Origin of the sequence: Kinneretia sp. DJ1R-11 (assembly GCF_025717595.1) — a bacterium.
In the GTDB taxonomy this organism is placed as follows: Bacteria; Pseudomonadota; Gammaproteobacteria; order Burkholderiales; family Burkholderiaceae_C; genus Paucibacter_A.
Window position 1 is genome coordinate 47,643 of sequence record NZ_JAJIRR010000014.1, and the last position, 19,634, is coordinate 67,276.

Below are 19,634 nucleotides of genomic sequence, written 5' to 3' on the forward strand. Positions count from 1 at the left end.
CCAGCGAGCTCAAAGCTGGAAGCGCTTGGCGGCCTCATGCAGCTGCTCACCTTCGCTCTGCAGTTCGACCGACTCGCTGGCCGTGCGGTCCACCATCTCGCTGTTGTCACGGATGCGGCTGGCGATGCCGTCCAGCAACTCCTTCAGGCCGGCAATCGATCCCAGTTGCTGCTGCAATTCGTGGCTGCTGCCCTGGATCAGGCGGCTGACCTCGGCCACCTGGTCGACCATGGCATCGATGGTGCTGCGCGTGTGCTGTACCGCGCCGGCGCCGCGCTCCACCTGGGTGCTGCTGCCCTCAATCAATCGCTTGATCTCGAGCGCGGCATCAGCGCTGCGTTTGGCCAGCATGCGCACCTCGCTGGCCACCACGGCAAAACCGCGCCCGGCCTCGCCCGCGCGGGCCGCCTCCACGGCGGCATTGAGGGCCAGGATATTGGTCTGAAAGGCGATGCCGTCGATCACGCCGGTGATGTCGGCGATGCGGCGGCTGCTCTGCTCGATCTCTTCCATCGCTCCGACCACGGCCTGCATGTCGGAACTGCCCTGACGCGCCAAGCCGGCCGCCTGTTGCGAGCGCTCATTGGCCTCGGCGGCCGCGCTGGCTCCGAGCTTGGCTTGAGCATCCATGGCTTGCAGGGCGGCGCTGGCCTGCTCTAGATCGTGCACCTCCAGCAAAGCGCGGGCCGAGAGCTCGGCGTTGGCTTGCGAAATGCTGCGCGAGTTGTTGTCGATATGGCTGGCGCCTTGCTGCACGCGTGCGATCAGTTCACGCAGCTTGAGCACCATTCTGGCGATGTCGCCACGCAGGCCGCGCAGCTCATTGCGGTTGCCGGCATCGCTGGCGCTGCTGCGCTCTTCCAATTCTTGCTGGCGCAGATCGCCCTCGGCCACGGTGCGCGCCACGGTCGAGGCCTGGTTCAAGGCGTCCATGATGGCTTTCTGCAAGCTCCACAGGCTGCTGCCCAGCAGCAGGGCAGCGAGCCCGCCGACCAAAAGCATGCCGATGAAGCCTTGGCGGCGCGCTTGGCTGAAGCTGGCCATGGCTTCGGCCGCAAATTGGTTGCTGACCGTGACGGTCTGATCCACAGCCAGTCGATGCTCCTGATAGATGGCATGTGCCTTCTTCAGTCCGCCGCGGGCGGCATCGGCATCCTGCCGACGCAGGGGTTCCAAGACTTCGGTGCGGGCATGCTCCATGAGCTTCAGCGCCAGGCGGTGCTGTTCACCCAGCAGCTGCTTCTCTAGCCCATATGGCGGCTTGCTCGTCCAGTAGTCCTGGCGGGCCAAGTACTCACCCTGCAGGCGCTGAAGCTCGGCCAATGCCTGTTCTGGGCTCAAGGTCTGCTCGACCGCTTGTGAAAGCACCAAGCGAAGTTCGATCAGGTACATGGGCGGCGGCAGGATGTCGGCCACCACATCCTTGGCCACGAAGCTGCGCTCGGCGTCTTCATGCAAGAGTTCGAAGCTGCGGATCGCTTGACCCAGCAGCAGGCCGGTGGCCAGCAGATTGGCGCCAATCATCAAGGCGAAGCGGGTGCGCAGGGAATATGCCGACAAGTTCAACCAGGACATGCGAGTTCCGATCTTTGCAAGAGCAGAGGGCCTGCGCGAGAGCGCGGGCTCCTGCCTAAACAGCCCAACATCACGCCGTTTCAGCGTTCAGTCTTTGTCGGCCGTTTTCCCTGGCGCTGGAGTGGTTTCTTTCGCCACTTGACACGAACTTCGTGTTGCACGAACTTCGTGTTACTCTGCGGCCGTGAAGAACGTGACCATCTCCATGGAAGACAGCGTCGCCGAATGGGCCCGGCTCGAGGCTGCGCGGCGCAACACCAGCGTCTCGCGTCTGGTCGGCGAGATGCTGGCCGAGAAGATGCGCCACGACGACGCCTACGAGCGCGCCATGCAGGACTGGCTGCACCGCGAGCGCAGCTGGGCCTCGGACGGCGCCGCCTATCCGCAGCGTGGCGACGCGGCATGAGTGCCGTGCTGGCCACCCGCGAGCCGGTGTTCGTCGACACCTCGGTGCTCATCCTCAGCGAAGACGGTGCGCAGCCCGAGGCGCGCGAGCAGGCCATGGCCGTGCTGCGCCTGCTCTGGCAGCAGCGCCGCGGCCGGCTGTCCACCCAAGTGCTCAACGATTTCTACCGTCTGGTCACCACCCGCATCCAGCCGCCCATGCCCAACGGCGACGCGCGGGCCGAGGTGCGGCGCTACCAGCGCTGGCAACCCTGGGCCATCGACCACGCCACGGTGGAAAGCGCCTGGTCGATCGAAAGCCGTTTCGGTCTGCCCTATGCCGACGCCCTGATCGTGGCCGCCGCCAAAGCCCAGGGCTGCAGCCGCCTGCTCAGCCTGGAGCTCAAGCATGAGCTGCAACTGGACAGCGTGCAGATCCTCAACCCCTTGATGATGGCTCCCGAGGCCCTGCAATGACGACGACCATGAACTGCCCCAGCGACGCCCCCGCCGATCTTTTGCAGCAGGCCCTGGCCGCCATCCGGCCCGATGTGCGCGCGATGAGCGCCTACCCGGTGCAGAGCAGCGCCGGCCTGATCAAGCTGGACGTGATGGAGAACCCGTTCCGCCTGCCGGCCGAGCTGCAAGAGGCCCTGGGCCGCCGCCTCGGTGCCGTGGCGATCAACCGTTATCCGGCCGAAAGCAACCGCGAGCTGGCCCTGGCCCTGGCCGCCCACGCAGGCATGCCCGAGGGCTGCGACATCGTGCTCGGCAATGGCTCAGACGAGCTCATCACCTTGCTGAGCATGGCCGTCAGCCAGCCCGGCGCCTGCGTGATGACGCCGCTGCCCAGCTTTGTGATGTACGAGCATTCGGCCCGTTACCAGGGTCTGGGCTTCGTCGGCGTGCCGCTGCGCGCGGAAGACTTCGAGCTGGACGGCCCGGCCATGCTGGCGGCGATTGCGCAGCACCAGCCGGCGCTGATTTACCTGGCCTACCCGAACAACCCGACCGGCAATCTCTGGGACGCAGCCGTGATCGAGCGGATCATCGCCGCCGCGCCCGGTCTGGTGGTGATGGACGAGGCCTACCAGCCCTTTGCGGCCGCCGACTCCATGGCCTGGCTGCGCCGCCACCCGAATGTGCTGGTCATGCGCACCATGAGCAAGTTCGGCTTGGCCGGCGTGCGCATCGGCTACCTGATGGGCCGCAGCGAGCTGGTCGCGCAGATCGAAAAACTGCGCCCGCCCTTCAATATCGGCGTGCTCAATGCCGAGGCCGGGCTTTTTGCGCTCGAGCATGCCGAGGTGTATGCCGCGCAGGCGGCCGAGCTGCGCGCCCAGCGCGAGCGGGTCCTGGCGGCGCTGCAAAGCCTGCCTGGCGTGCAGGTCTTCCCCAGCCAGGGCAATATGCTGCTGGCACGGGTGGCGGACGCGCCAGCCACCTTCGCGGCCATGAAGGCGCGCGGCGTGCTGATCAAGAACGCGTCCAGCGCCCACTCCTTGCTGGCCAATTGCTTGCGCATCACCATCGGCACGGCCGAGGAAAACACAGCCATGCTGGCTGCCTTGAAAGAAAGTCTCTGAGCATCATGAGTACCGATCTGGTCCTGAGCCCCGCACCCGCGGCGCGCATCGCCGAAGTCAGCCGCAACACCAAGGAAACGCAGATCCGCGTGCGCGTCAATCTCGACGGCACGGGCGAGGCGCGCCTGAACACCGGCATCGGCTTCTTCGACCACATGCTGGACCAGATCGCCCGCCATGGCCTGATCGATCTGGAGATCGAAGCCAAGGGCGACCTGCACATCGACGGCCACCACACGGTGGAAGACGTGGGCATCACCCTGGGCCTGGCGGTGGCCCAGGCGGTCGGCGACAAGAAGGGCCTAACCCGCTACGGCCACAGCTATGTGCCGCTGGACGAGGCGCTGTCGCGCGTGGTGGTCGATTTCTCCGGCCGCCCCGGCCTGGCCATGGATGTGAAATTTACCGCCGGCTCGATTGGCGCTTTCGACACCCAGCTCGCCTTCGAGTTCTTCCAGGGCTTCGTCAACCATGCCCTGGTGTCCCTGCATGTGGACAATCTCAAGGGGCATAACGCCCACCATCAGTGTGAAACCATCTTCAAGGCCTTCGGCCGCGCGCTGCGCATGGCCCTGACCCTGGACCCGCGCTCGCTGGGCGTGATCCCCTCGACCAAGGGCAGTCTTTGACATGAAGCGGACTGTTGCGGTTGTCGACTACGGCATGGGCAATCTGCGCTCGGTTTCGCAGGCCGTGCTGCATGTGGCGCAGGACTCCGGGTTGGAGGTGGTGATCACCTCTGAGCCCGAGGCCGTGCGTGCTGCGGAGCGCGTGGTGCTGCCGGGGCAGGGCGCCATGCGCGATTGCATGCGCGAGCTGAAGGATTCCGGCCTGCAGCAGGCGGTGCTTGAGGCCGCGGCCAGCAAGCCGCTGATGGGCGTCTGCGTGGGCATGCAGATGCTGCTGGATCACAGCGAAGAGCAGGACACGCCGGGCCTGGGCTTGATCCCCGGCCGCGTGCGTCGCTTCCAGCTGGAAGGTCAGCTTCAGCCCGATGGCAGTCGCTACAAGGTGCCGCAGATGGGCTGGAACCGGGTGCGTCAGGCGCAGCCGCATGCGCTCTGGGCTGGCATTCCCGATGAAAGCTGGTTCTACTTCGTGCACAGCTTCTATGCCGCGCCGTTAGATGTGCGCCACAGTGCCGGCGAGACCGATTACGGCCTGCGCTTTACCTGCGCCGTCGCCCGGGATAATATTTTTGCCACCCAATTCCACCCTGAAAAAAGTGCTGCGCTGGGCCTCGCCCTGTACCGCAATTTCCTCCACTGGAATCCCTGAGCCTTCTTCTCATTTCTGACCTAGCCAACATCGAACTGCATGTATGCATGCGCGGTCTGCTCAGGCACTTTTTCCGGCTGCTCTGATCCCCGTTCCTGTCCTTCCCTCCAACCCCATCTACTTCCTCACCACTGACCTCGGCCATGTTGCTGATTCCTGCTATTGACCTGAAAGACGGTCGTTGTGTGCGCCTCAAGCAAGGCGATATGAACGAGTCCACCACCTTCGGCGAAGACCCGGCAGCCATGGCGCGGCGCTGGATTGACGCCGGCGCGCGGCGCCTGCATCTGGTCGACTTGAACGGCGCCTTCGCGGGCAAGCCGGTCAACGAAACCGCGATCAAGGCCATCCTGCGCGAAGTGAATGGTGAGATTCCCGTGCAGCTGGGCGGAGGCATCCGCGACCTCGACACCATCGAGCGCTATCTCGATGCGGGCCTGAGCTACATCATCATCGGCACGGCCGCCGTCAAGAACCCCGGCTTCCTGCAGGACGCGGCCACGGCCTTTGGCGGCCACATCATCGTCGGCCTCGATGCCAAGGACGGCAAGGTGGCGACCGATGGCTGGAGCAAACTGACCGGCCACGAAGTGATCGACTTGGCACGCAAGTTCGAAGGCTATGGCCTGGAAGGCGTGATCTACACCGACATCGGCCGCGACGGCATGCTGACCGGCATCAATATCGAAGCGACGGTGAAGCTGGCGCAGGCGCTCAGCATTCCGGTCATCGCCTCGGGCGGTCTGTCCAATATTGCGGACATCGAAGCGCTCTGTGCCGTTGAAAGCGAAGGCGTGGAAGGCGTGATCTGCGGCCGCTCCATCTACACCGGCGATCTGGATTTCACTGCAGGCCAAGCGCGCGCGGACGAGTTGTCCTTGGGCTGAAGCACGAGTCTGCGTCGGCTGACGGTACGAAGCAGCCCTTGGGTCGGTTGTTGATCGGGGCGACTGGGCGCTCTGCTCCGTTCATGTCCCCCGACCCCAGCCTACGGCTGGGGTCTCCTCCTTTACTTCACTTCGCAGAGCACCCAGCCGTCCCGATCCAGCAAGGCCTTGCTACTTCGACGAAAACGCCGAGCGGTCGCACTGAAATGGTGTCGGGTGAGTGCTGAAGCGAAGTAAAGGGGGAGGCCTGTGCGCAGCACAGGCCGGAGGACATGAGCGGAAGCATTCGCTCGATGCCCCTCGGCACAAGCTCAACCTTCAACGGCTGCTCCGTGCCGATTCTTGCCAATTCCAAGTTGATCAGACCACCGTCTGCGCCTCACTTCTTTTCTCTCTCTCGCGAAAGCTCGTCATGCTGGCCAAACGCATCATTCCCTGCCTGGACGTGACCGCCGGGCGGGTCGTCAAGGGCATCAACTTCACCGAACTGCGTGACGCGGGCGATCCGGTGGAGATCGCGGCGCGCTACAACGAGCAGGGCGCCGATGAGTTGACCTTTCTCGACATCACCGCGACCAGCGATGGCCGCGACCTGATCCTGCACATCATCGAGGCCGTGGCCTCGCAGGTCTTCATTCCGCTGACGGTGGGCGGCGGCGTGCGCGAGGTGGCCGATGTGCGGCGCCTGCTCAATGCCGGCGCCGACAAGGTCAGCTTCAATTCCGCTGCCGTGGCACGCCCGGAGCTGATCCGCGAAGCGTCTGACAAGTACGGTGCCCAGTGCATCGTCGTGGCCATCGATGCCAAACGCCGCGCCGAGGGCGATGCGCGCGGCCCGGGCTGGGATGTCTACACCCATGGCGGGCGCAAGAACGTGGGCCTCGATACGGTGCAGTGGGCCAAGCAGATGGCCGAGTTTGGCGCCGGCGAAATCCTGCTGACCAGCATGGACCGCGACGGCACCAAGAGCGGCTTCGATCTGGCGCTCACGCGCGCGGTCAGCGATGCCGTGTCGGTGCCGGTGATCGCCTCGGGCGGCGTCGGTTCGCTGGAGGATCTGGCCGATGGCATCACGATCGGCGGCGCCGATGCGGTGCTGGCCGCCAGCATCTTCCATTACGGCCAGCACACGGTCGGCGAGGCCAAGGCCTTGCTGGCTGCGCGCGGCATTGCGGTGCGGCAATGAGCGGCGGCCGGCCTCGTTCCAGCGTCGCGGCCAAGGCCGGCGCTGCTGGGCCCCAGAAGCAGGGCGCGCCGCGCATGGCGGCCCGCGAGGTGCGCATCATCGGCGGCCAGTGGAAACGCTCCAAGCTGCCGGTGGCCGACCGGCCGGGTCTGCGGCCAACGCCCGACCGGGTGCGTGAAACCTTGTTCAACTGGCTGGGCCAGGACCTCGACGGCTGGCGTGTGCTCGATGCCTTTGCCGGCAGCGGCGCACTGGGATTTGAGGCCGCCTCGCGCGGTGCGACCGAGGTGCTGCTGCTGGAGCGTGACGCCGAACTTGCACGCAGCCTGAATGCCAGCAAAGTTCGCCTCAAGGCCGACATGCTGCGCGTGGAGAGCAGCGACGCCCTGGCCTGGATGGCGCGTTGCGCGCCGGCCCGATTCGAGCTGGTGCTCTTGGACCCGCCGTTTCAGCAGGACTTGTTCCTGCCGGCCCTGCGCGCGGCCCTGCCGCTGCTGGTGCCCGACGGCCTGGTCTATCTGGAGTCCGGTGAACCCATCGTGGCGCCAGAAGAGCTGGGCCTCGAGGTCTGGCGCTCGGGCAAGGCCGGGGCCGTGCATTTCCAGGTCTTTCGGCGCAAGGGATAATTCTGGTCTTACCCGCCAACGCCATGGTCCAGCCCCGCCGCCGGACCGATTCCATGAGCCGACCTTCGCTGACCGCCGTCTACCCCGGCACTTTCGACCCCTTGACCCTCGGCCATGAGGACCTGCTGCAGCGCGCCTGCCGCATGTTCGACCGGGTCGTGCTGGCTGTGGCGGCCGCTCACCACAAGCGCACCTTGTTCAGCCTGGACGAACGACTGGCCATGGCGCGGGAACTGGCTGGGCCGCTGCCGCAGGTCGAGGTGATTGCCTTCAGCGGCCTGCTCAGCGAGTTTGTGCTGGGGCAGGGCGGCCAGGCGGTGGTGCGCGGTGTGCGCTCCAACAGTGATTTTGAATACGAGTTCCAGATGGCCGGCATGAACCGCCACCTGATGCCCGGCGTCGAGACGGTGTTCCTGTCCACCTCGGACGCCTACCAATTCGTCACGGGCACCTTTGTGCGCGAGATCGCGCAACTCGGTGGCGACGTCAGCAAGTTTGTGTCGCCGCTGGTGCTGGCGCGTTTGCAAGAGCGCTTAGCGCGGAAGGAGGGCTGATTCCATGGCGCTGATGATCACCGACGAATGCATCAACTGCGATGTCTGCGAGCCCGAGTGCCCCAACAACGCCATCTCCATGGGCGAGGAGTACTACCAGATCGCGCACGACAAGTGCACAGAGTGCGTGGGCCATTTCGACGAGCCGCAGTGCGTGCAGCTGTGTCCGGTCGCGTGCATTCCGGTCAATCCGGCCCATGTCGAGGACAAGGAAACCTTGATGGGCAAGTACCTGCGCTTGACCGCGGTTTCGGCCACGCCGGCGGCCTGATTCAGACCGAGCCGGCCCTCAGCGCCCAGCATTCGCTGTAGCGCGGGGGCGCTGGCCAATTGGCGGCGCTCGGAGTTCTCTCTGGCCCTTCTTGCTCCATCCACCGGCGCGCCAGCATCCAGCCACCATGGCTGATGATCAAACCACCCGCCGGCACCGGCCAGGCCGCGGCACGCGCCAGCAGCTGCCTCAGTGTTTCCGCGCCGCCCGGCGCATGGCCAGCAAAGTCCTGCATCCAGGGCTCGAAATCGGCGGCGCTCAACTCGCTCCAGGGCCGGCCATCCCAGCGGCCGAAATCCATCTCGGCCAGAGCCTGATCGATGTGATGCCGCCAACCCCAGCGGCGCAGCCAGCGGCCCACATCGGCGCAGCGCCGCAGGCCTGAGCTGCGCACCACATGCGGCAGGCGGTGGCGGCGAGCGAAGCGCTGGATGCGCCGGGCCAGGCGCTTGGCGCGGCGTCGGTGCACTGGCAAATCAGTGCCGGCGCCAATGCAGCGGCCGGCCGCGCCCTCGGGCTTGGAGTGGCGCCAGACCCAGGCCTGGGCTGCGACTTGGGCTTCAGCCGGCATGGACCACGGCCAACAGACCCAACAGCAGACCCAGCTCCACCAGCTGCTGCGTGGCGCCGAGGTTGTCCCCGGTGTAGCCGCCGAGGCGGCGTTTCAGCATGGACTGCATCCACCAGCTCAGGCCCAGGCCGGCCAGGCTGGCGGCGCCGAGCGCCGGCAGCAGGCCCGGCACAAGAATCAGCATGCCGCCGGCCAGGGCCAAGGGCCAGAGCAGGCCCGCGAGCACCGCGCCCAGGCTGGCCTCGGTGGCCAGAGGCTTGGCCTTGGCATGGTCCGGGTCCCCGGCATAGGGCAGGGCATGCATCAGCCAGACCGGCGCCAGGCGCGAGGCGCTGTGGGCCCAGATCAGGGCCAGCAGGCCCAGCAGAGGGCTGTGCTCGACCAGGGCCAGCAGGCTGGCGGCCTTCAGCCCCAGCATCAGGATCAGGCCCAGGGCGCCGTAGCTGCCGATGCGTGAGTCCTTCATGATGGTGAGGGCCTTCTCGCGGCTGACCGCGCCGCCCAGGCCGTCGCAGCTGTCAGCCCAGCCGTCTTCGTGGAAGCCGCCGGTCAGCCAGATGCTGGCCGCCATGCTCAAGCCCACCGCCACCATCGGCGGCCACAGCCACAGGGCCGCGCCCAGCACCGCCGCAGCCCAGGCGCCGACCAGCAGGCCCACGGCTGGAAAGTAGCGTCCGCAGGTCTGCAGCCAGGCTGGCTCAAAACCGACCCAAGTGGGCACGGGACAGCGGGTGAAAAACTGCAGGGCGATGAAGAACAGGCGAAGCTCGTGGAGCGGAGAGGGCATGCGGGGCGGGGGGCGGAAAGCGGGTGAACGGGTGAATCGTGAATCGTGAATCGTGAATCGTGAATCGTGAATCGGGGGGGCTCAGTCGCGGAGGGGCAGGTCGACGCGGAAACCCAGGCCGGGATTGTGGGCCTCGTCCACCACGATCTGGCCGCCCATCTGCTCGCACAGCTTATGCACGATGTAGAGGCCCAGGCCCGAGCCACCGCTGCCGCGGCGGGTGGTGAAGTAGGGTTCGAACATGCGCGCCCGCACCTCGGGCGGCACGCCGCGTCCGTTGTCGCTGAAGTGCAGATGCAGGCGCTCGCCTTGACCGTGCAGGCGGACGCGGATCAGGCGCGGTCGGTCCTCGGGCTGATCCTGAAACGCATGGGTCAGCGCATTGGTGATCAGGTTGGAGACGATTTGCGAGAACTGGCCCGGCACGAGGGTGGCGTGCAGATGCTCGGGTGTGTCCAGCTCGGCGCGGGTCTGGGCCGCGCGCAGCACCGGGTTGTGTGCCTTGACGATGCCGCTCAGGTAGGGGCTCAGGTCCACATGCATTTCAGCGGCGCTGGCCTGGTCCACCGCCAGGGTCTTGAAATTGCTGATCAGTTCGGCAGCTCGGGCCAGGTTGTTGTTGACCAGGCGGGCGCCGTCTTCGAGCTGGCTGGCCAAGGTCTGCAGCTCGCTGCGGCTGACCTTGTCGCCGCTGAGTTTGCGCGTCAGGCTGCGCGCAAACTCCTCCATGCCTGAGGCGGCCGTGACGGCGATGCCGATCGGCGTGTTGATCTCATGCGCCACGCCGGCGACCAGGTTGCCGAGCGCGGCCAGCTGTTCCTGCTCCAGCAGGCGTTCGGTAGCCAATTGCAGCTCCTGCTGCAGTTGTTGCACCTGTTGCCGAGGTTCGCCTGGGTCTGCGGGAACCGAGCCGTTCATGTCGGGGGAAATAAGGCTGCTCATGGCGGGCCTCAGGAATCCGGATAGCGGACGTAGATGTCCTTGACGGCCGGCAAATTGGCCATCAGCTTGGCTACCAGATCAGGGTCGAACTGCAGGCCGGATTGCTCTTGAACATAGCCCAATGCCTCGTCGAACTTCCAGCTTTCTTTGTAGCAGCGGCGGCTCACCAGGGCATCCAGCACATCGGCCAGGGCGACGATGCGGCCGGCGATGTGGATCTGCTCACCCAGCAAGCCGCGTGGATAGCCCTGGCCGTCCCAGCGTTCGTGGTGTTCGTGGGCGATGATGGCGCCCAGCTGCAGGATGCGCTTGTCCGATTTGCTGAGCAGCTCGAAGCCGATGCGCGAGTGGGTCTTCATCACCTCCCACTCTTCGGCGTCGAGTTTGCCCGGCTTGTTGAGCACGCGGTCGGGGATGCCGATCTTTCCTACATCATGCAGGGGCGCGGCCTGGCGCATGAACTCGATTTCGCTGCTGCGCATGCCCGAGAGCTCAGCCAGCAAAGCGGCCAGCTCGCCGACGCGGCGCACATGGGCGCCGGTTTCCTTGGACCGGCGCTCGACCGCCTCGCCGATGATGTAGACGGTGGAGCGCTGGGTGTCCTGGATCTCCTCGCGTAGCAACAAGGCCTCGTAGGTGATGGCGACATTGGCGCAGAAGATCTCGAGCAGCTCGCGCGACTGAGCATCCACTGGCTCGGAGAAGGTCATGTAGAGCAGGGTTTCGTTGCCACTGCTGCTGCGGTAGTAACCGACAAAATGATGTGCATCGAAGGAGCTGATCTGGTCGTCCAGCGCTCGGTCCAGGGCCAACTTCACCTCGGCCGGCAAATTGCTGATTTCCTCGTCCACCAGCAGGCGCGAGTACTCGGTGGTAGCGGCCAGGACCTTGAGTCGACCCTCGATGTGCGAGGCCGCGTAGGCTGCCACACGGCTCGCGCACAAGCCCTGGGCTTCATAACCGAGCAAATGCGCGGCCTGCTCCAGCACGGCCGAGGCAAAGCGGCGCAGATTGTGCGAGTCGTAGATGCGGGTGATGGCGTCGATCGAGCGGCGCAGGGCCAAGCGCGACTGCTCGATGATCATGATGTCGCGGTAGCTGCGAAGTGCGGCGTAGAAAACCGTGATCAGCTTGCGCTTGGTCAGCTCGGTCTTTTCCTTGTAGTCGTTGATGTCATAGCTCTTGATGACATGCTCTTCCGGTGCCTGGCCGGGCTGGCCGGTGCGCAGCACGATGCGCACATGGTGGTTGTCCAGCTCCTCGCGAATGTAGCGGGCCAGGTCCAGGCCGGCGTGTTCGGACTCCATCACCACATCGAGCAGGATCAGGGCGATGTCGCGCCGGGTCTGCAGCAGTTCGCGCGCCTCGGCGCCGCTGTAGGCATCCAGGAACTGCAGGCGGCGGCCACTGAACTCGAAATCGGCCATGACCAGCTGGGTGACCTGGTGCACCGCCACATCGTCATCCACGATCATCACCACCCAGGGCTCCAGCGGCTTGGGGGCATTGCCGTCGGTATCCAGCTCGGGGCTCTCGTCAGCAAAAACCAAATCCGTCATGGCGCGTGTCCTGGTGCAGCGTGGCTGGCCTGATTATGGCCACAGCGGCCCCCAAGTAAACAGGACTTTGGCTGCAGATATCAGCGCTGTTCGCTGACTCCAGCCGAGGCAAAGCTTGCCATTTCTTCCAGAATCCGGCAGGCGGATTCCAGCAGCGGCCAGGCCAGGGCCGCGCCCGAGCCCTCGCCCAGGCGCAGGCCCAGGTCCAGCAGGGGTTCGGCCTGCAAGGCTTCCAGCATCAGGCGGTGGCCACTCTCGTTCGAGCGGTGGGCAAAAATGCAACGCTCCAGCACGGCCGGCTGCAAGCGGGCGGCCACCAGCACCGCGCTGCTGGCGATGAAGCCATCGACGACGATGACGCGGCGCTCCAGCGCCGCCTGCAGCACCGCGCCCACCATCATGGCGATCTCGAAGCCGCCAAAGGCTGCCAGAGCCTGCAGCGGTGTGCTGGCCTGCACATGCAAGTCCAGCACTTCTTGCAGCACCGCCACCTTGCGCGCCAGGGCGGCATCGTCAAGACCTGTCCCCCGGCCGGTGCAGTCGGCCAGCGCTAGGCCTTGGAGCCGGGCGAGCAGCAGGGCGGCACTCGAGGTGTTGCCAATGCCCATCTCGCCCAGCAGCAGGGCATTGCCCGGCTTGTTGCGCAAGAGGTTCTTGCCGGCGGCGATGGCGGTGGCGCATTGGTCGATGCTCATGGCCGTTCGCTCGGAAGCGTCCTCCGTGCCGTGGGCAATCTTGGCGATGATCAAGCCCTCGCGCGGCGCAAAGTCATGGGCCACGCCGGCATCCACCACGCTCAATGCCAGGCCATGCTGGCGCGCCAGCACGCTGATGGCGGCGCCACCGGCCAGGAAGTTCTCGACCATCTGCCAGGTCACGTCGCTGGGGTAGGCGGACACGCCACGGCGGGCCAGGCCGTGGTCGCCGGCGAACACCATCATCTGCGGGTTCTTGAGCTGCGGCGTCTCGCTGCCCAAGATCAAGCCCAGGCGCAGCATCAGCGTTTCCAGCTGCCCCAAGGCACCCAGGGGCTTGGTCTTGCCATCGATGCGGGCCTGCAGAGCGGCGGCGAGGGTCAGGTCTTGCAGGGAGGCGATGTCGGGGATCAGGTGCTCGGCCATGGTCATGGGTTTTCTGCGGTGTCTTGAAACAGGGATTGCAGGGCGGCCTGCACCTGGCGGGCGCCACGCTCGATGGCCGTGGGCCCGGGGGCCAGGATGTCGGCCGATTTGATTTCGATCAGGCGTGCGCCCAGGGCGGCGAAGCCGGGCCGGGCCAGCACCTTGTCGGGTACGAAGCGCTTGCCGCACCAGCTGCCCAGAATCAGCTCGGGCCGGCGGGCCAGCACCTCCTCGGGGCTGACGATGCGGTCGCGTGCCAGGCTGGCGCGGGCGCGGTCGGCGAACACATCCTCGCCGCCGGCCAGCGCGATGATCTCGCTGACCCAGCCGATGCCCATGATCAGCGGCTCGTCCCATTCCTCGAAGCAGACGCGCGGCCGGCGCGGCAGCTGGCGGCCGATGGCCGCGATCTCGTCCTGCGTGGCCTGCAGGCTGGCGCAGAGCTGCTCGGCCTGGGCCTCGTGGCCGACCAGGGCGCCGAGGGCGCGCACCATGGCATGGATGCCGGCCAGATCGCGGTGGTCGAAACTGAGCGTGGCCAGGCCGGCGGCCTCGCATTCGGCCAGCAGCGGCTTTTGCAGATCCGAAAAACCGATCACCAGATCCGGCTGCACGGCCTGAATCTTCTCCAGCTTCATGGTGGTGAAGCCGCTGATCTTGGGCTTCTCTTGGCGCGCCTCGGGCGGGTAGACGGTGTAGCCGGAGATGCCGGCGATGCGCGCTTGCGCACCCAGGCGGTAGAGCGTGTCCACGGCCTCGGTGGACAGGCAGGCGATGCGTTCGGGGCGGCTCATGGCTTGGCGCTCGGGTTCTGGAGCAGGCCCATCAGGGCGCCGGGCTCGAAATGCTGTTCGATGTAGTCGGCCAGGCCCTCGAAGACCGAGTCCAGGCCGGGCAGGCTTTGGCCGAAGAGGGCACGCAAGACGCTGTCCTGCTCGAACAGGCCGTGGGCGTACAGACCCAGCACCGAGCCCTCGCGCCAGCCTATGGCCTCGCCCGCCTCGTTGCGCAAGGCCACCTGGGCCGGCGCCAGGCTGGGGTGCTGGACGGTGCGGCCGTGGTGGATCTCGTAGCCGCCGGCGGCCACGCCGCTCAGTGGGGCCCATGGCCCTTCGAGCTCGGCAAAGCGCAGATCGCAGGGGCGCAAAAGCTTGTCGCGTTCGAACTGCGTGACCAGGGGCAGCAGGCCCAGACCGGGCGCATTGCCGTCCAGGCCATGCGGGTCGAGCAGGCTTTCGCCCAGCATCTGCAGGCCGCCGCAAATGCCCAGCACTGGCCGGCCGGCGGCGGCATGCTGGGCGATGGGCAGGTCCAGGCCTTGCGCGCGCAGCCAGGCCAGATCGGCCGCCACCGCCTTGGAACCGGGCAGGATGATCCAGTCCGCGCCCTCCAACTCGGCCGGGCTGCGCGCCCAGCTCAGGCGCACGCCGGGCAGGCTGCGCAGGGGCTGGAACTCGTCGAGATTGGACAGGCGCGGGTAGGCGATGACGGCGATGCGCAGGCGCGCCTGACCGCTGCCGGTGGGGCGGTCGTCGTAGACACCATCCTCCTCGGGCAGGCCGTGGCCGCGCCACATCGGCAACACCGCCATCGTGGGCACGCCGGTCAGCGCCTGCAACTGCTCCGGCCCCGGGGCCAGCAGGCTGGCATCGCCACGGAAACGGTTCAGCACAAAGCCTCGGATCAGCGCGCTTTCATGCGCGGGCAGCAGTTGGTGGGTGCCGTAGAGGTGGGCAAAGGCGCCGCCGCGGTCGATGTCAGTGACCAGCAGGCAGGCGGCGTTCACCTCCAGCGCGGTGCGCATGTTCACGTAGTCGCTGCTGTGCAGATTGATCTCGGCCGGCGAGCCCGCGCCCTCGATCACCACCACATCGTTCTCGGCCATCAGCTCGTGCAGGGGCGGCCGGGCGCGCAGCCAGAGCTGCTCGCTGCGCTCGCGCCAGGGCCACTCGCTCAGCACCGGGTCCACCTCGCCGAGCACGATGACCTGGGATTTCGTGTCCGCCTCCGGCTTGAGCAGCACCGGGTTCATGCGCACCTCGGGCGTGCGCCGCGCGGCCAGGGCCTGGAAGTACTGGGCGCTGCCGATCTCGCCCAGGCGACCGTTCAGGCCGGGCACCACCCGGGCGTTGTTGCTCATGTTTTGGGCTTTGTAGGGCGCAACTTTGAGCCCCTGGCGTGCGTAGAAGCGGCACAGGGCCGTGGCCAGCCAGCTCTTGCCTGCGCCGCTGGTGGTGCCCAGCACCATCACCGCCTTGGCGGCTTTTTGTTGTTGTTCTTTTTGGGGCGTCATTGCGGGAGGTCCTTGATCGCTTGGTACAGGGCGGCCTGGGCGCTGGGCGGCTGGGTCGAGACGCGCAGCCAGCCCGGCAGGCCGAAGCTGCGGGCATCGCGCAGCTTGATGCCGCGCTGGCGCAGCGCGCGCAGCAGGCTGTCGCTGTCCTGCGTGGGCCGGGTCAGCCAGAAATTGCTGCAGCTCGCCTCACTTTGCTGCCAGCCCAGCTCGGCCAGCAGCGCACGCTGATCCTGCCTCCATTCGCGCAGCTGGGCCCTGACCTGGCTCAGATAGCGCTCGGTCTCTGGCCGGCACCAAGCCTGCAGCAGGGCGCAGCCCTCGCTGGCCAGCACCCAGCTGGGCGCCAGTTGCGGGGCCAGGGCTTGAAGCGGGCAGGCCGCGGGTGCCAACAGATAGGCCGCGCGCACGCCCGTAAGCCCCAAGGCCTTGTTGGGGCAGACCAGGCGCCAGGCGCGCTCGGCCAAGTCGGCGGGCAGGGCGCAGGCGCCGTCCAGGCGCAAGGGCTCGTACGCCTGGTCCACGGCCAGGATGGAATCGCTGTCCTGCAAGGCCAGGTCCAGCACCATCCACTCGTCGAGGCTGAAGCTGGCGCCCGTCGGGTTGCAGGGGTCGCAGACCCAGACCAGGGCCGGTGCGGCGCAGGGCAAGCCGTCTTCTTGCCGGCCCAGGCCCTGAACCAAATCCTGGCTCGATGCATAACGGTGCACCTGCAGACCCAGAGCGAGGGCTGCGGCCTCGTAGTCGGCAAAGCCGGGGCTGGGCAGCCAGACATGGCGCAGGCCGGCGCGCAGGGTCGCCAGGCTCAGGCGCCGGATCGCCTCGGCCCCGCCCGAGGCCGGCAGCACGCGTTCGCCGTCTTCCAGGCCGTGCGCAGCAGCCAGGCGCTGGCTCAGGGCGCGGTACCGCGGGTCGGGGTAGCGGCTGCGGTCGGCATCCAGCACCGCCTGCCAGAGCGCCGGCGGCGGTCCCAGAGGGCTGGCATTGCTGGAGAAATCATGACGCGGCGTCGGGCCGCTGTCGGCGCCGCCATGCTCGGGGATGAAAGGGGCCGCGGCGCTCATGACAAGCCGCCACGCAGCCAGGCCGCGCTCAGTGCCAGCAGGCCGGCGTTGAGCATGAGGCTCCAGCGCGCCTGGCCCAGGGCTGGCGCCAGATCGCCGGACTGCGGCGCGCGCCCTGCTTCGTTGAGGCGGTAGACCCCGGGCTTGCCCAGGCTCAGGCCCAGGCGCAGGGCCAGGGCCGCCATGGGCCAACCGCTGTTGGGCGAGGGCGTGCGGCGCGCCTGACTGAACAGTGCCAGCCACAGTTTGGGCCGGCCGAGCAGCAGGCCCAGGGCCGTCAGGCGGGCGGGAATCCAGGACAGGGCGTCGTCGGCGCGTGCCGCCCATTTGCCCGACCATTCGCGTCGGTCGTGGTAGCCCCACATGGCATCGGCCGTGTTGGCAAAACGGTAGAGCGCCGCGCCGGGCAGGCCGGCGATCATGGCCCAGAACAGGGGCGCCACCACCGAGTCATTGAGGTTCTCGGCCAGGGTCTCCAGCGCAGCCTCGCGCACCTCGGCCTCGCTCAAGCGCGTGGTGTCGCGGCTGACCAATCGCGCCAGCCGCGCCCGCCCGGCCGGCAACGAATCGGCCAGGGCCGCTTCGACGGCCGCCACCTCTTCGCGGAGCATGCGCCAGGCCAGCAAGGGCTTGAGCAAGAGACCCAGCAGGGCCGCACACAGCAACAGGTGCGCCCCACCGAGCCAGGCCTGGGTCTGCGCGATCAGCTGCGTTTCCAGCAGCATGGCCAGGGCGATGCAGAGCCCGGCGCCCACGCACCAGGCCAAGGCGCCGCCGACAAAAGCCAGGCCCGCTGGCTGCCGTGCCAGCACTTCCGTGAACAGGCCCAGGTACTTGCCCATGGCCACCACCGGATGCGCCCACAGCGGCGGCTCGCCGCAGAGGCGATCGATCGCCAGGGCGAAGGCAAACGCCAGGGGCAGCAGCCAGGCCATGTTGGTGGTCATTTTGTCCTTCTGGTTGGACGCTCCGCTTGCAAGCGGGGCGCTCTTCGGCAGGCGTCGGTCCAGCCGCAGGGCTGGCCCTCGGTCCTGCCTCAGTCCTCGATGCCTCTTTGCGCCGGCACACCCGCCTTGAAGTGGTGCTTGACCAGCGTCATCTCGGTCACGGTGTCGGCCAGTTCGATCAGCTCGTCTGGCGCGTTACGTCCGGTCAGCACCACATGGACATGGGCCGGCCGTTCGCGCAGGGCTTGCAGCACCGGCTCCAGCGGCAGCCAGCCGTAGCGCAGCGGGTACATGATCTCGTCCAGCACGACCAGGAAATGCTCGCCCGCGGCTATTGCTGCGGCGGCGCGCGCCCAGCCATCGCGGGCCAGCTGGGCACTATGCTCCAGGTCCTTACTCTTCCAGCTGAAGCCATCGCCCAGGCCTTCGATGGGCACACCGAGCTGCTCGAACAGGCGGTGCTCGCCAAAGCGGGCGCTGGGCACTTTCATGAACTGGTAGATCTTGACCGCCTTGCCGCGGCCATGGGCGCGCAGGGCCAGGCCGAAGGCGGCCGTGCTCTTGCCCTTGCCGTCGCCGGTGTGGACGAGGATCAGGCCGCGGCGCTCGGCCGTGGGGATGACGCGTTCGCGGTCAACAGGGGGCGCAATGATTTCCATGCTCAGCGTGGGCCGGTGGCCGATGAGAAGAAGGCAGCCACAGCCGCCGGGTTGGAGGGGAAGTAATGGTGCACATAGCTGGCGCGCAGCGAACCTTGTGCGTACAGGGCTTCGGCCGTGCGGCTGCCGGTCTTGGCATTGGGGTTGCTGGCCATGGCTGTTGGAGCCAGCGCGGTGTCCATCGTCGAGTGATGAAAACTGTGGCCGCGCAGCGGGCCCTCGGGCCAATCCAGGGCTTGCAGGCCCAGAGCGGCCAGTCGCCTTTGCATGCGTGCCTGCCCGGGCATCAGGCCGGCCATGGGATGCACCTGGCCCTCGGCATCGGCCAGGCTGTCCAGCAGACAGAGCATGCCGCCACATTCGGCCAGCAGGGGTTTGGCCTTCGCCAGGTGCTGGCGCAGCGAAGCGAAGAAGCTCGGGTGGGCGGCCAGTGCCGGCGCGTGCAGCTCGGGGTAGCCACCGGGCAGCCAGAGCGCATCGCAGTCCGGCAAGACCTGCCCCTGCAGCGGCGAGAAGCTGATCACCTCAGCGCCCAGCGCACGCAGGCAGTCGAGATTGGCCGGGTAGATGAAGGAGAAGCAGGCGTCCTGTGCCACGGCGATGCGGAGGCCGGCCAGGGCCTGCGGCGCTACCTCGTTCTCCGGCCAGAGCGGTTCTTGCAGGTCAAAGCGCACCGGTGGCCATTCGAAGTCCGGCTGCAGGGCATCGCCCCAGGCCTGGCCCCAAGCGTCCAGCTGGCTGTCCAGCTCGGGCAGCTCCATGGCCTGGACCAGGCCCAGGTGGCGCTCGGGCAGACTCAGCTCTGGCTTGCGCAGCAGGGCGGCGGCCAGGGGCAGATCGGCCGGCAGGCCTTGGGCCACCATCTGGCCATGGCCGGGACTGCCCACGCGGTTGGCCACCACGCCGCAGAGCTGGATGTCGCTGCGGTAGCGCTGCAAGCCGGTGGCCAGTGCGGCAAAGGTCTGGGCCATGGCCGAGGCATCGATCACGGCCAGCACCGGCAGGCCGAAGGCGGCGGCCAGATCGGCGCTGCTGGGATCGCCGTCGAACAAGCCCATCACACCCTCGACCAGGATCAGGTCCGCTTCAGCCGCAGCTTGGGCCAGCAGGGCGCGGCAATGGGTCAAGCCACCCATGAACAAATCCAGTTGGTAGACCGGATGGCCGCTGGCGCGCTCCAGCACCATGGGGTCGAGGTAGTCCGGCCCGGTCTTGAACACACGCACATGCTGGCCTTGGCGGCGGTGCCAGCGGGCGATGGCCGCGGTGACGCTCGTCTTGCCCGAACCCGAGGAGGGGGCGCTGATCAGCACGGCGGGGCAGAGACGTTCTCGTGCTGGCATG

22 protein-coding genes are annotated in these 19,634 nt (G+C 67.2%); 10 read left to right on the forward strand and 12 right to left on the reverse strand.

The window, feature by feature from the left end:
- Positions 1-9 precede the first annotated feature (9 nt).
- On the reverse strand, positions 10-1,575 hold the full coding sequence (locus LNV23_RS24005; protein ID WP_318023258.1) for a methyl-accepting chemotaxis protein: 1,566 nt from the start codon (positions 1,573-1,575) through the stop codon (positions 10-12).
- 184 nt (positions 1,576-1,759) lie between these two features.
- Here LNV23_RS24005 and LNV23_RS19795 point away from each other — a divergent pair, with 184 nt between their 5' ends.
- The 10 genes from LNV23_RS19795 (at position 1,760) to LNV23_RS19840 (ending at position 8,347) form a co-directional block, all read left to right on the forward strand.
- Complete coding sequence (locus LNV23_RS19795; protein WP_171827544.1) at positions 1,760-1,981, forward strand: CopG family transcriptional regulator; 222 nt, start codon at positions 1,760-1,762, stop codon at positions 1,979-1,981.
- Positions 1,978-2,436, forward strand: a complete 459-nt coding sequence (locus LNV23_RS19800) for a PIN domain-containing protein (protein WP_263564571.1) — start codon at positions 1,978-1,980, stop codon at positions 2,434-2,436. The genes LNV23_RS19795 and LNV23_RS19800 overlap by 4 nt, the downstream gene beginning before the upstream one ends.
- A gap of 8 nt (positions 2,437-2,444) precedes the next feature.
- The gene (gene hisC / locus LNV23_RS19805) at positions 2,445-3,545 is read left to right on the forward strand and encodes a histidinol-phosphate transaminase (protein WP_263564572.1); all 1,101 of its coding nucleotides are present in this window, start codon (positions 2,445-2,447) and stop codon (positions 3,543-3,545) included.
- A gap of 5 nt (positions 3,546-3,550) precedes the next feature.
- Complete coding sequence (gene hisB / locus LNV23_RS19810; protein WP_263564573.1) at positions 3,551-4,174, forward strand: imidazoleglycerol-phosphate dehydratase HisB; 624 nt, start codon at positions 3,551-3,553, stop codon at positions 4,172-4,174.
- A gap of 1 nt (position 4,175) precedes the next feature.
- Positions 4,176-4,823: an imidazole glycerol phosphate synthase subunit HisH gene (gene hisH, locus LNV23_RS19815; RefSeq protein ID WP_263564574.1), complete on the forward strand. Its 648-nt coding sequence runs from the start codon at positions 4,176-4,178 to the stop codon at positions 4,821-4,823.
- Between the two features lie 143 nt (positions 4,824-4,966).
- Positions 4,967-5,710: a 1-(5-phosphoribosyl)-5-[(5-phosphoribosylamino)methylideneamino]imidazole-4-carboxamide isomerase gene (gene hisA / locus LNV23_RS19820; RefSeq protein ID WP_263516859.1), complete on the forward strand. Its 744-nt coding sequence runs from the start codon at positions 4,967-4,969 to the stop codon at positions 5,708-5,710.
- Between the two features lie 412 nt (positions 5,711-6,122).
- Positions 6,123-6,896, forward strand: coding sequence for an imidazole glycerol phosphate synthase subunit HisF (hisF, locus tag LNV23_RS19825; RefSeq protein WP_263564575.1), 774 nt, complete (start codon positions 6,123-6,125; stop codon positions 6,894-6,896).
- Positions 6,893-7,522, forward strand: coding sequence for a 16S rRNA (guanine(966)-N(2))-methyltransferase RsmD (gene rsmD / locus LNV23_RS19830; protein WP_411910603.1), 630 nt, complete (start codon positions 6,893-6,895; stop codon positions 7,520-7,522). The genes hisF and rsmD overlap by 4 nt, the downstream gene beginning before the upstream one ends.
- A 53-nt stretch (positions 7,523-7,575) precedes the next feature.
- Positions 7,576-8,076 (forward strand): pantetheine-phosphate adenylyltransferase, encoded by a 501-nt coding sequence (gene coaD / locus LNV23_RS19835; protein ID WP_263564576.1) that lies wholly within the window; start codon positions 7,576-7,578, stop codon positions 8,074-8,076.
- A gap of 4 nt (positions 8,077-8,080) precedes the next feature.
- Complete coding sequence (locus tag LNV23_RS19840) at positions 8,081-8,347, forward strand: YfhL family 4Fe-4S dicluster ferredoxin (protein WP_263564577.1); 267 nt, start codon at positions 8,081-8,083, stop codon at positions 8,345-8,347.
- A gap of 1 nt (position 8,348) precedes the next feature.
- On the opposite strand, the gene LNV23_RS19845 is transcribed toward LNV23_RS19840, so the two are convergent.
- From LNV23_RS19845 to LNV23_RS19895, 11 genes are all read right to left on the reverse strand, one after another.
- Positions 8,349-8,918 (reverse strand): histidine phosphatase family protein, encoded by a 570-nt coding sequence (locus tag LNV23_RS19845; protein ID WP_263564578.1) that lies wholly within the window; start codon positions 8,916-8,918, stop codon positions 8,349-8,351.
- The gene (locus tag LNV23_RS19850) at positions 8,908-9,705 is read right to left on the reverse strand and encodes an adenosylcobinamide-GDP ribazoletransferase (RefSeq protein WP_263564579.1); all 798 of its coding nucleotides are present in this window, start codon (positions 9,703-9,705) and stop codon (positions 8,908-8,910) included. Before LNV23_RS19850 ends, LNV23_RS19845 begins: the two co-directional genes overlap by 11 nt.
- Positions 9,706-9,786: 81 nt before the next feature.
- Positions 9,787-10,647, reverse strand: coding sequence for a sensor histidine kinase (locus LNV23_RS19855; protein ID WP_263564580.1), 861 nt, complete (start codon positions 10,645-10,647; stop codon positions 9,787-9,789).
- 8 nt (positions 10,648-10,655) lie between these two features.
- On the reverse strand, positions 10,656-12,206 hold the full coding sequence (locus LNV23_RS19860; RefSeq protein ID WP_263564581.1) for a DUF3369 domain-containing protein: 1,551 nt from the start codon (positions 12,204-12,206) through the stop codon (positions 10,656-10,658).
- Positions 12,207-12,286: 80 nt separating this feature from the next.
- Complete coding sequence (gene cobT, locus LNV23_RS19865; RefSeq protein ID WP_411910604.1) at positions 12,287-13,327, reverse strand: nicotinate-nucleotide--dimethylbenzimidazole phosphoribosyltransferase; 1,041 nt, start codon at positions 13,325-13,327, stop codon at positions 12,287-12,289.
- Between the two features lie 2 nt (positions 13,328-13,329).
- The gene (locus LNV23_RS19870) at positions 13,330-14,121 is read right to left on the reverse strand and encodes an ABC transporter substrate-binding protein (RefSeq protein ID WP_263564583.1); all 792 of its coding nucleotides are present in this window, start codon (positions 14,119-14,121) and stop codon (positions 13,330-13,332) included.
- Positions 14,118-15,620: a cobyric acid synthase gene (locus LNV23_RS19875; RefSeq protein WP_263564584.1), complete on the reverse strand. Its 1,503-nt coding sequence runs from the start codon at positions 15,618-15,620 to the stop codon at positions 14,118-14,120. Before LNV23_RS19875 ends, LNV23_RS19870 begins: the two co-directional genes overlap by 4 nt.
- Complete coding sequence (locus LNV23_RS19880) at positions 15,617-16,684, reverse strand: pyridoxal phosphate-dependent aminotransferase (protein WP_263564585.1); 1,068 nt, start codon at positions 16,682-16,684, stop codon at positions 15,617-15,619. The genes LNV23_RS19875 and LNV23_RS19880 overlap by 4 nt, the downstream gene beginning before the upstream one ends.
- Positions 16,681-17,631, reverse strand: coding sequence for an adenosylcobinamide-phosphate synthase CbiB (gene cbiB / locus LNV23_RS19885; protein ID WP_263564586.1), 951 nt, complete (start codon positions 17,629-17,631; stop codon positions 16,681-16,683). Before cbiB ends, LNV23_RS19880 begins: the two co-directional genes overlap by 4 nt.
- Positions 17,632-17,720: 89 nt before the next feature.
- Positions 17,721-18,290, reverse strand: a complete 570-nt coding sequence (cobO, locus tag LNV23_RS19890) for a cob(I)yrinic acid a,c-diamide adenosyltransferase (RefSeq protein WP_263564587.1) — start codon at positions 18,288-18,290, stop codon at positions 17,721-17,723.
- A gap of 2 nt (positions 18,291-18,292) precedes the next feature.
- Entirely contained in the window at positions 18,293-19,633 is a 1,341-nt protein-coding gene (locus LNV23_RS19895; RefSeq protein ID WP_263564588.1) for a cobyrinic acid a,c-diamide synthase CobB, read from the reverse strand.
- Position 19,634 lies beyond the last annotated feature (1 nt).